8 protein-coding genes and 1 pseudogene are annotated in these 11,764 nt (G+C 37.2%); 6 read left to right on the plus strand and 3 right to left on the minus strand.

The window, feature by feature from the left end; genetic code table 11:
- Nucleotides 1-6: 6 nt before the first annotated feature.
- Nucleotides 7-1,761 carry an excinuclease ABC subunit UvrC gene (uvrC, locus tag I2F17_RS10790; protein ID WP_213014484.1) on the minus strand — a complete coding sequence of 585 codons (1,755 nt, stop codon included), beginning with the start codon at nucleotides 1,759-1,761 and terminating at the stop codon, nucleotides 7-9.
- Between the two features lie 320 nt (nucleotides 1,762-2,081).
- Between uvrC and I2F17_RS10795 the strand changes: the two genes are divergently transcribed.
- The 5 genes from I2F17_RS10795 (at nucleotide 2,082) to I2F17_RS10815 (ending at nucleotide 7,892) form a co-directional block, all read left to right on the plus strand.
- Nucleotides 2,082-4,154 (plus strand): 3-hydroxyacyl-CoA dehydrogenase NAD-binding domain-containing protein, encoded by a 2,073-nt coding sequence (locus I2F17_RS10795; protein ID WP_211139928.1) that lies wholly within the window; start codon nucleotides 2,082-2,084, stop codon nucleotides 4,152-4,154.
- Nucleotides 4,141-5,310 carry an acetyl-CoA C-acyltransferase gene (locus I2F17_RS10800; protein WP_211139929.1) on the plus strand — a complete coding sequence of 390 codons (1,170 nt, stop codon included), beginning with the start codon at nucleotides 4,141-4,143 and terminating at the stop codon, nucleotides 5,308-5,310. The genes I2F17_RS10795 and I2F17_RS10800 overlap by 14 nt, the downstream gene beginning before the upstream one ends.
- Before the next feature lie 96 nt (nucleotides 5,311-5,406).
- The gene (locus tag I2F17_RS10805) at nucleotides 5,407-6,069 is read left to right on the plus strand and encodes a DsbA family oxidoreductase (protein WP_196422727.1); all 663 of its coding nucleotides are present in this window, start codon (nucleotides 5,407-5,409) and stop codon (nucleotides 6,067-6,069) included.
- 120 nt (nucleotides 6,070-6,189) lie between these two features.
- Nucleotides 6,190-6,816, plus strand: a complete 627-nt coding sequence (locus I2F17_RS10810) for a LysE family translocator (protein ID WP_211139931.1) — start codon at nucleotides 6,190-6,192, stop codon at nucleotides 6,814-6,816.
- 131 nt (nucleotides 6,817-6,947) lie between these two features.
- A complete protein-coding gene (locus tag I2F17_RS10815) occupies nucleotides 6,948-7,892 on the plus strand; it encodes a hypothetical protein (RefSeq protein WP_211139933.1) in 945 nt (314 codons plus the stop codon).
- Nucleotides 7,893-7,935: 43 nt separating this feature from the next.
- Here the strand turns inward: I2F17_RS10815 and htpG are convergent, their stop codons facing one another.
- Together htpG and I2F17_RS10825 are read right to left on the minus strand one after the other, a co-directional pair.
- A complete protein-coding gene (htpG, locus tag I2F17_RS10820; protein WP_196422724.1) occupies nucleotides 7,936-9,858 on the minus strand; it encodes a molecular chaperone HtpG in 1,923 nt (640 codons plus the stop codon).
- Nucleotides 9,859-10,020: 162 nt separating this feature from the next.
- Nucleotides 10,021-10,632, minus strand: coding sequence for an OmpW/AlkL family protein (locus I2F17_RS10825; RefSeq protein WP_211139934.1), 612 nt, complete (start codon nucleotides 10,630-10,632; stop codon nucleotides 10,021-10,023).
- A 1,027-nt stretch (nucleotides 10,633-11,659) separates the two neighbouring features.
- On the opposite strand from I2F17_RS10825, the pseudogene I2F17_RS10830 reads away from it, so the two are divergent.
- Nucleotides 11,660-11,764, plus strand: a pseudogene (locus I2F17_RS10830) (IS982 family transposase); the annotation flags it as partial.

Here is an 11,764-nt window from a genome sequence, read left to right on the forward strand (position 1 = left end):
TATGCCTTACTCATGTAAGACTTTATAAATGGTTCGTGCCATGTTTAAACCAATACCTGATACGCCTGTTAGCTCTTTTTCTGATGCCTTAAGTACCCCTTGCATGCCCCCAAAATGAGTGAGCAAATCTCGGCGGCGTTTTTGCCCTAGACCGGGAATGACTTCAAGAATTGAACCTGCACGGCGTTTATCTCGCTTAGCACGATGTTTAGTAATGGCAAAACGATGAGCTTCATCTCTCACTTGTTGAATTAAATGCAGTGCTTTACTGTCTTCAGGAAGTTGGATTTTTTCCCCATCGGTAAAATGAAGTGTTTCTAAGCCAGGTTTACGTCCTTCTCCTTTAGACACACCAATCATAAATGGATCTAAATGTAGGGCTTTCATTACGTCCATGGCCATACTTAGCTGACCTTTTCCACCATCTATCAACAATAAATCTGGCAACATGGCTTTTTTATAACGACGGGTCAGTGCTTGTCGCATGGCTGCATAATCATCTCCTGCTTGAATATCTTCAATGGAAAATTGTCGATAGTCTCGCTTACGCATCCCTCCTTGATCAAACACAACACAAGATGCAACAGTGGCTTCACCCATGGTATGACTAATATCAAAACACTCAATGCGGTCTATATTACGCCCAAGTAATTGTTGTAGTTGATGAAATCGTTCATTCAATTCCAAATGATTACTCAGTTGCCCTTTAATTGCATGCTCTACATTCATTTGTGCAAGTTGTAACCATTCTGCACGTGTTTCACGTACATGTGCTTTAATATAGATTCGTTTTTCTAAACTCTGCGATAAAGCCTGTTCTAATTGTGCTTGGTCTGGCAAAACTTGATTCACAATCAACTCTTGTGGTACTTCATCTGCGACCTGAAAATAAAAATTGGCCATAAAGTCACTCAGCATTTGCCCAAGATCATCACTGAGCATATCGGGGAAATAACTTTTTCCACCAAGCATACGGCCATTACGCACATGCATAATTTGTACACAAGTCACTCCAGCTAAATGTGCAATCGCTAAAATATCAGCTTCACCTTTGACTTTATAGACCGCTTGTTGTGCTGAAACTTCACGCAATAAACTTAAGCGATCTCGATAAAATACTGCTTTTTCAAACTCTAATTTTTCTGCGGCTTGCTCCATAAGCCCAATTAATTCTTGATTAAGTGTTTGAGTATTTCCTTGCAAAAACTGAATCGAATTGTCTACATCTTTTTTATAACTCTCAGCCGAAACTAAGCCTACACATGGCGCAGTACATCGTTTGATTTGATACTGTAAGCAAGGACGTTTACGCTGTGAAAAATAACTATTTTCACATTGCCTCACATTAAATAATTTCTGTAAAGTGAGCAACATATCCTTTGCTGCATATGCACTTGGGTATGGTCCAAAAAAACGTCCTGCATGATGTCTGCCTTTCCCTCGACCACTGGCAATACGGGGGTAAGGGTGATCTGTAGATACATAAATGTAAACGTAAGACTTATCATCTCTGAGTAAAATATTATACGGTGGACGGTGTAATTTAATCAGATTTTGTTCTAACAATAGTGCTTCTGTTTCAGAACGTACAATGATCGTTTCTATATCATAAATTCGAGCGACCAATGCTTTTGTTTTAGGATGGTCAATCGTTTTTACAAAATAATTCGCCACACGATTTTTAAGATTTTTTGCTTTACCAACATATAACAGCTCACCTTGCTCACCGAGCATTTTATATACGCCAGGAAGTTGCGTCATGTGATGAAGTATTTTTTGAATATGTATACTGGTATTTGGATTCACGCCATGCCTTCTTTTGACAAAAACTTTTGTTATCTCGTGCGTTAACACTCATCTGTAAAGATCTACATGTCTAAAAATGCAAAAGCACTTTAAAATGCAATTGGTCACAACACACGCTTCATTTACACTAAAATAGCGGTTGCCATATATTTTGGCTTTTAAACCCACAGCATACAGACAAAACCTAGCGGTTCAGTTATTTTAAAGTAACACCCTTTTATGTTTAAATAAAATATCATGTGGGCACATGGTCATATACACAAGGAGATAAGGGCATGATTTATAATGGCCCTGCGATAAGCATACAACGATTAGAACACAATATCGCAGCATTACGCTTTAAATTGCCACAAGACAATACGCCACTTTTTCATACTGATGTTTTTAATGACTTAGATGCAGCACTTGACTGCTTAGACAATGAGCGTCTTATTTCGGGGTTAATTCTAGTTGATATACAATGTACATATTTCCCCATGTGTCAGTATTATCAGCAACAACTTCAGCACTCTCATACTCAAAAAGCACTGACACATTTCCAAACACAACTTAATCGTATTGAAGATTATGCGTTTCCTACAATCGCGCTACTTGAACACGATGTATTTGGCCCTGCTGCAGAAATTGCACTGTGCTGTGATTACCGCATTGTGACACCGCAAGCACGTCTATTTTTTGCTGCACAAACCTTTGGACAAAGCCCCCTTTTAGGTGCAAGTGTACGACTTCCTCGCCTGATTGGGCTAGAACATGCAATCAATGTGTTACATCACGATACACCGTATTCATCAGAAACTTTATTAGATTTAGGGCTTGCAGACCTACAAAGCGATACTGCATCTGCACTCGCCTGTGCAGTCGAATATATACAACTTAAACAACAACAACCGAAGCCATCATCTAAGCTTGAACCTATTCGACTCAGTGCAATTGCACAATTTATGGTGTTCGAGCATTTAAGAATGCACACCTATACACACAAAACCGTGGGGCACTATCCTGCTTATCAAATCTTACTCGACACCTTAGAGCAATCTGTTTCAAAAAGCCGACTAGAAGCACAAGAGCTTGAGCAACACGCCTATATGGCCATTGTTCACACGTGGCAAGCGCAGTCACTCACCCTACAATCTGCGACACGCTACACACATCATTTATCTTCATTATCGCCATTACAGACAGTCGCTATTGTAGTCAATACCTATCATTCATGGATCACTCATCTGCTTAAGCACGGATTACACGTTTATCTGTCTGATACAGGTGCTGAGTTTGACCACACTGCATTTACAACAGCGTTAATGAATGCAACAGATACAGCTACAGTATCACCTACATCACAACTGTCTTATTGTCGTTATAGCCCACTCAATATTGATATTGAATGTGTTTTTGATTTGGTACATGAATCATTAAACGACAAGGCTGCTCGTTTAAATCAAATTCAATCGCAGTTATCAGCAGAGTGTAAGATCCTCGTTGAAAGCACTGTTTTGTCATTGCAAACGCTCACAGAACAACTTAAACAGCCAACACAAGTCTGCCTAACACATCAAGTTGCTAGCCCTCATCGCATGCCTTTGGTCGAAGTTGTAACACACCATAAAGTGTCTCAAGATACTCTCGATCAAATATTTGATGTGCTACAACAACTGGGGAAAACCCCCATTTTAGTCAATCAAAAACCAGATCTATTTAGTCAGCGTATTTTAAATGGCTATATCACAGTATTTGCAGATTTAATCAGTGAAGGCATCGATTTCGCTTGTATTGATCAGGCCATGCAACGCTTTGGATTTTTAGAAGGGCCAGCTCAGCTTTTCGATCGTATTGGCCTAAAGCATTACGTGCGCACAGAAAAAACTTTACGTACAAAACAGCCAATCGTGCCGCGTTTGATTCAACACTTAGTAGATCAAGGTCATTTCGGTAAAGCACATGGCTTTGGGTTTTATCGTTATGACAACATCACACAAATGGCCAAAAGCAATCATACGGTGTATGACTTATTATATAAAGAACAGTCATTTCATCGTGTTGAAGATCAATACATCATTGACCGAATACTGCTTGTCTTATGCAATACCACATTAAATGCCTTAAATGACCACATGATTTATAGCCCACAAGATGCAGATCTTGCTTTAGTACATGGTTTTGGTTTTCCTGAAATTTATGTAGGCCCTTGTTACTACATACAACATATTGGTTTTAAAGAATATATTGCTTTATGCAATCGTTATGCCCATTTAGGTGCTATATATCATGTACCCACCTCCATTCAAAACATGCTAGCACAGCAACAGTTATTTTATTGCAAAGGAGCCATCTCAGATGCCACAACTTAAACCCAATGATGTGGTGATTGTAGACTGTGCTCGTAGTGCTATAACCCCACCGAAGCAAGGTGATTTTCAACACTTACACCCTGAGCAGCTGTGTGCACGACTGATTTTTGCACTCTTACAACGTCAACCCTTTGATCAACACGATATTGATGCATTCATGCTTGGTTGCAGTTATCAAGAACAGCAACAAAGTCAAAATATTGCTCGACGTATTGCATTATTGGCGCAACTTCCTGCATATATTCATGCACACAGTATTAATGCACTCACAGGCTCATCTATGCAAGCTCTACATCATGCTTGTGCGCACATCATGGCGGCACAGGCTCATGTGGTTGTTCTTGCAGGGCTTGAACACATCACACCTGTACCATCATCTTTGATTCAATCATGTAAAGAGAGCAGTAAATACTATCCAGCCATGTTACAACATACTGCATATGGCCATGATTTATTGGCTAGCATGTATGACATTAGTCGAGCTGATCAAGATCAAATGGCACTCGCCTCACACCAAAAAGCACAACTTGCACAGCAAAAAGGCTTACTTAAAACTCAAATGATTGCTTTAGAAGGGCAATTGAGTGATGGCCAAGCCATTTTATCTACAGAAGATCGACTCATTCAGACTGATATTTCCTTGACCGATTTACAACAACAACCGACCATCTCGCTGCTACCTCAAGCCACCTTAACAACAAGTAATAGTGCCATGCCTGCCAGTGCAGCCTCGTGTATGTTGGTGATGTCACACCATTACGCACAGCAATGCGGATTAAAAGCCCGTGCAGTTATTCGTACAACTGGTGTTGCAGGTTGTGACCCAGCCATTGCTCCTTTTGCCTTAGTATCTGCCACTCAAAAAGCCTTAAAACGTGTCAACATGACCGTACAAGACATACAACAATTTGAAATCCATGAAGCTTCGGCAAGCCAATATCTTACAGCGTTAAAAGCATTAGAACTTTTACCGCAACAAGACCAAATTAACCAATATGGCGGTGCAATTGCTTTAGGTGACGCCAGTGGTGCTACAGGATTACAACTTTTAACGTCATTACTGCATCGTATGGAACAACAAGACAGTCAATTTGGTTTAGCCAGCTTGTCTATGCCTTTAGGCCAAGGAATGTGTACTATTATTGAACGAATATAATCCTCACGGGCAGTGAAGTGATACAACACAGCCCTTGCCTTTTAAAATTTTACCACCATGTACCAAACCATCAATTCAATACTCTTGGGGAAAAAAATGCGTGTAGATATTTGGTCAGATGTTGTATGTCCATTTTGTTATATTGCAAAAAAACGCTTAGAACGCGTGGCAAGCGAAATGCAAGAACCCTTAGATATTCACTGGCACAGTTTTCAATTGGATCCAGATGCACCTACATCTCACCAATCGTCAAATACCGAACGTTTAGCCACAAAATACCAACGTAGTGTCGAAGACATTGAGGAAATGCAACAACAAATTGCAAATATGGCTACTGAAGAAGGGATCGATTTTCAGTGGCAAAAAGCCAATTCAGGAAACAGTTTTAATGCACACCGTATTATTCATTTAGCACAAAGTAAACACTTAGGCTCTGAAGCAAAAGAAGCATTTTTTAAAGCATATATGACCGAAGGACTTGCAATTGGTGAACGAGAAGTTCTTGATGAAATTGCATCTCGTATTGGTTTAGAACATGGTGAAGTTGAAGATGTTCTTGATTCAAATGCCTTTGCAGAGTTTGTGAAATACGATGAAGAATTGGCACGAGATAAGCTTAATATTACTGCTGTTCCATTTTTAGTCTTTGACCAACGTGTTGCTCTCGCAGGTGCACAGCCTGTAGAGGTATTACGTGATGTCATTACTAAAATACGTCTTGATCAAGCAGAAGTAGAAAACACACCACCTACTGTATAAGGTTCAGCGTCAAAATAGGTGACATTTAGCATCACCTATTTTTCAAAAAAATATGAATAAACTTCCGTACGTTGATCATAACTTATACCTCATCTTGTTCAACACATATTTGGATATTTCATGTTGGATTTTAATTGGTTATTATATTTTTCTTATTTAGCGACCATTACAGCAATTATTATCACACCCGGGCCTAACGCTTTATTGATGGTACAACAGTCAATCATGTATGGAAAACATGCATCCATATTCAATGCTCTAGGCAGTGTAACTGCTGCTGTATTATTGATGATTCTTGCAAGCATTGGATTAAAAATACTCCTCACTCCACTAGTGTTACAAGTACTGTCTGTGATGGGTGCGTTATATTTGATTTACCTTGGCATCACTACTATCAAAAATAGTCAAAATTTTATGGCATATGATCCTGCCACATCTGTCAACGTAACACCTTTTAAATTCTTTCAAGACGCTTTTTTGGTTGGGATCAGCAACCCCAAAGATATTTTGTTCTTTTTATTATTTATGCCACAGTTTATTGATCAAAATGTCAGTTTTTTCACTGCTTCAAGCATGCTTATTTTAGGATGGATCATTTGTGATTTAATCATTATGATGCTCTATGCATTGTTAGCTCGAAAAATCCAAACACTTTCACCACAGACACTTCAAACCATTTCAAAAAGTTCAGGGAGTATTATTACCCTAATTGGCTTCAGTATTTTCATCAAAGCATTTGTCGAATAGGCGTGACGACATCATATAAAAGCATTTTAATCTTTTAAATTAAAATGAGCACATATTCCTCATTCATTTTTCAGTTTATTTTAAGTATGGCGTAGACAATCATATTCGATGATTTCTTTAAAAGAATAACTGTGACTCAACTATGTTTCCATACTCGCGCTATACCTGTTGTGATTCCTTATATATTCATGGGATGCACCTTATTATATACCGCTTATTCTTTCTCAAATGTCGATCAGTTGTTCAATTTTTCTCATCATACACCTTGCAGCATTCACAAGAAAAAACATCACATTCATAAAAAAGCGCCTCAAACACATGTTGTCGCTTTACCCCCCGTGCCTGAAACACTTGAATACGTCTTAGGATTCGACCCTTATTCACCTGAGTTTGCCAATCAGTTAATGGCTGTATTTAGTAAAGAGTCTTTAGCCAACAGATTGAAAAAAAATGAAATATCACACACCAAAGTGCGAATACTTGGAGTCGCAAAGAAAAAAAACAGCAGTAAAAAACTGACTAAAGCCAAAGAGTTACTTTGGGTGGGTCAAATTATGCAAGATGTCTCTAAAATTTTGCCCTTTCAAAGCAATCTAGACTTAGGCTCCAACTCTACATCAGATGTATATGTGCAAGTCATTGCAGCCAAAAGTTGGCCGTTGTTTGCACATTGGAGTTTAGATACCACACAAACCTTTCGCTATGGCGCACAAAGTAAAAACTACTCTGAAACAGACTTCAACTTTTCACAAAAAAGTAATACAGAAAGTTTGATGGCCAATCAACTGTCTGTGATTAAGACCTACGAGTCGCAATACAATTGGAGTGATAAGTTATTTATGAAACAAAAGCTATGGCTAAACCATCAGCTCACCTATGGTTTATACACCAGTGGTATTTATAATAAAGATAAAAAAGAGGTGGAAATACAAAGTTGGGGGCCATACTTAGGTTGGCGTCTACCATTGTGGCGAACGTGGTTATATTTAGACAATGACCTTTCGTATTATAAAGACAGTAGTGCAACTGAAGGGTACAGTTTTAATGTTAACTTACAACTTGAAGCGATTTTTTAAAAACAGCTCAAAGGTTACTTGTAACCTTTGAGCTTAGTTTTTGTTATTTCATTAATAAACTATTAATACGCTTCACATAAGCAGCTGGATCTTCAGGCAATCCACCCTCTGCAATCACTGCTTGGTCAAAAATGACATTGGCCAAATCATCAAAATGTCCTGTTTGTTCAAGTTTTTTCACCAATGGATGTTCAGGGTTAATTTCAAGCGTTGGCTTCATATCAGGTACAGCTTGGCCTGCTTGTTTTAACATACGTGCCAACTGTGGTGATAACTCCCCCTCGTTGGTCACAAGACATGCAGGTGAATCTACTAAGCGTGTGGTGACTCGTACATCTTTGGTTTTGTTTTTCAATGCTTCGCTCAGTTTTTCAACCACAGGTTTAAATTGTTCTTGCGCTTGCTCTAATGCTTTTTTCTCTTCAGCATCTTGCAAATCACCAAGGTCAACTGCACCTTTAGCAATACTTTGCATAGCAACACCATCAAACTCGTGTACAAAATTCATGGCCCATTCATCTACACGGTCAGCCATAAGTAACACTTCAATGCCTTTTTTCTTGAACAATTCAAGCTGTGGAGAGTTTTTAGCGGCTTGTAGCGTATCTGCAGTCACGTAATAAATCGATTTTTGCCCTTCTTTCATACGTGCTTTGTAATCTGCCAATGACGTTGACACATCATCGTGGACTGATGTTGCAAAGCGGAGTAATTTTAAAATACGGTCACGATTACCTGTATCTTCACCTAAACCTTCTTTTAATACCGAACCAAACTCAGCATAGAATTTTTTGAATTTCTCTTGGTCTTTTTCATCTTCAGATTTAGCCAAACCATCAAGTACCGTTAAAATACGGCGAGCATTTCCCTCACGAATGAGTTTTACATCACGGCTTTCTTGTAATAACTCACGACTCACGTTCAGTGGTAAATCTGCACTGTCCACCACACCTTGTACAAAACGTAAATAATTAGGAATCAGATTATCTGCATCATCCATAATAAATACACGTTTAACATACAGTTTAATACCCGCTTTTGCTTCGCGTGTAAAAATATCGTGAGGGGCTTGACTTGGAATGTACAACAATTGCGTATATTCAGTATTTCCTTCTACACGGTTATGTGACCACACCAAAGGCTCATCAAATGCATGTGTAAGATTTTTATAAAATTCAACATATTGCTCATCTGTCACGTCATTTTTACTACGTGTCCATAAAGCACTTGCCGAGTTAATCGCTTCCCATTCGTCAGTTTTTACCATTTGGCCGCCTTTTGGTTCTTCACCTTCGGCAACCTCTTCTTCTTGCCATACTTCTTTTTGCATTTGTATTGGCAAGCTAATATGGTCTGAATACTTATTAACAATTTGTTTTACTTTGTGTGATTGCAAGTAGTCCAATGCATCTTCGCGCAAATGCAAAATGATGTCTGTTCCACGTGAAGCCTTACTAATTTGCTCGACTTCAAAGTCTCCTGTACCACCACTAGTCCAACGCACTGCTTGGTCTTGTTCAACCCCTGCACGGCGTGACTCAACAACAATCTTGTCTGCAACAATAAAACCTGAATAAAAACCTACACCAAATTGCCCAATAAGCTGCGCATCTGATTTTTGATCGCCCGTCAGTTTAGACATAAAGTCTTTTGTACCAGATTTAGCAATTGTTCCTAAATTATCAATGGCTTCTTGTTCATTTAGCCCAATTCCGTTATCTGAAATTGTAATGGTTTTTTTGTTTTCATCTAAACGAATACGAACATGTACCTCAGGGTCATTTTCATACAGTTCTGGTTGGTTAATTCCCTCAAAACGCAGTTTATCGCAGGCATCTGATGCATTCGACACCAATTCTCTCAGGAAAATTTCTGGATTTGAATATAAAGAATGCGTTACTAAATGCAGTAACTGTGCAACTTCTGCTTGGAAGCTATAATTTTGTGAAGATTTTTGATCGCTCATCATCATTCCTCTATTATGTGATTTATTGTCAAGATGCTTTTATCAATGGTGTAAGTCCGAAAAATTTCAAGTCTATTTTTTATTTTTATCTACTCTCATGCAGTATTCCGCATAAAAAAACAGCTTTACCTTATAAACGCGTAAAGCTGTTCTGTATTGTTATTAAAACTTGTAACTATAACCCAGTGTATATACCAACGGATTGACTTTAAGTGAGCCAATCGCTTGTCCATTCAGTTTTAAGTCAGATTTGATATTGACATAGCGTGTATCAAAAAACAGTCCCCACTTTTTTGCCGGATCAGGCTTATACACCGCACCAAGTTGGGCTGCAAATCCGAAGGCAACTTTGGCATCGAGCGTTGTGCCTTCTATTGGGCCTGTTGTTTTTTCATTAAATGGAATAATCATTGTACCGCCAACCCCAATATAAGGGGTAATGGCACTGCTGTTGTTAAAATTATATTTCACCGTCAAAGTGGGTGGCAAATGTTTAAATGAGGCAATTTTGCTCCCATTTGAAGATACATCATGCTTAAACGGTGTAGCAAGTAGAAGCTCTGTCGAAAGATTTGTATTCGCAAAGAAATATTCAATAGATGGCGTAAAACTATAACCATGCTTCGCTTCTACCCCTGTTACTGCACCATCTGCAAGTACATTGTGATCGGCTGTAGGTGCAAGTACAGTTCCACCAAGTTTCACTTGCCAACCTTCAGCAAACGTATCTGTTGCGACAACCATTAAAATAAAAATAACTATTTTTTTAAACATATTATACCCCTTCATCTTTTGTTTTAACTCATCATATTTACATTAAAAAATAAATCAATATTATTTTAAATAAAATTATTTTTATATTTTTAAGATACTGATATTTAATTATTTTTATTTTAAATCATAGTAAAATAGTTGGTATTTAAACCACAAAAACCCGATTAAAATAGTTGGAATTATTAAAAAATAAAAACATGTTATTTTATTTTTAATATAGTATTAAAATTTATATTTAACCGCATAAATTAATCAAAAACTACTTTTATAAATCTCCAATATGTATGCGTATTTATTTTAAAAAATCATCATCAATGTATTTTTTTGATTTAATTTTTCAAACACCACTGAGCTCACTCAAGTGAAGAAGTGCTCTTTTTTGAGGTTAAAATTGAGCAATTGGTAATTTATTTTGATGAATTTTTAATCTCACTTTAAATCATTACAATTTAAAATTAAGTGAATCCCTACGCTTTGGTTTTGCTCAATTCAATATTTAAATCATTCAGGTGACAAAGAAGAAATATCCGTAAGTTTTTATGATTTTTTTCTAGATTCATTATTTTCACTATTTGGTATAAAAAATAAGTAATTTCACCCAAAAAGATCACATTAAGTAATAGAAAACACATCTTCTATAAATACTGCACATCTCTAAATAATAAATAATTGATTTTTTAAAATAAAAAATGATTTATTATTAAATCTATCTATTCAAACATACAATGAATAAAAATGATTTGTTGAAAAAATTTTCTAAACTAAATATCTACTGCTCAAGTCAGTTTAAACAAATGAATTACACTGTTTTATTTGGAGCAAAAACATAAAAATGAAGATATTTAACCCAAGTCCTGCTTAAGCTTTTATTTTAAAATCATATATTTTAGCCACTCAGAGCTGTTTTTTAAGGGAAATCGGCTTATTCGTTATATTAACCCGAATCCTGTTTAAGGATTTATTTGAAAAAGCCAAGGATTAGAGCCATAAGTTGAGTTACTAGACACGACTTACCACTCTAATCCTCATGACTGATATTACTGCTTTATTCTGTACCATTGATGATTTTTTTATAAAATTTGAATCCACTTATTTGAAATTTCTAAAACAGAATCAATACTTCAAACGAATA

It is taken from the genome of Acinetobacter baretiae, assembly GCF_015627105.1.
Taxonomy (GTDB): Bacteria; Pseudomonadota; Gammaproteobacteria; order Pseudomonadales; family Moraxellaceae; genus Acinetobacter; species Acinetobacter baretiae.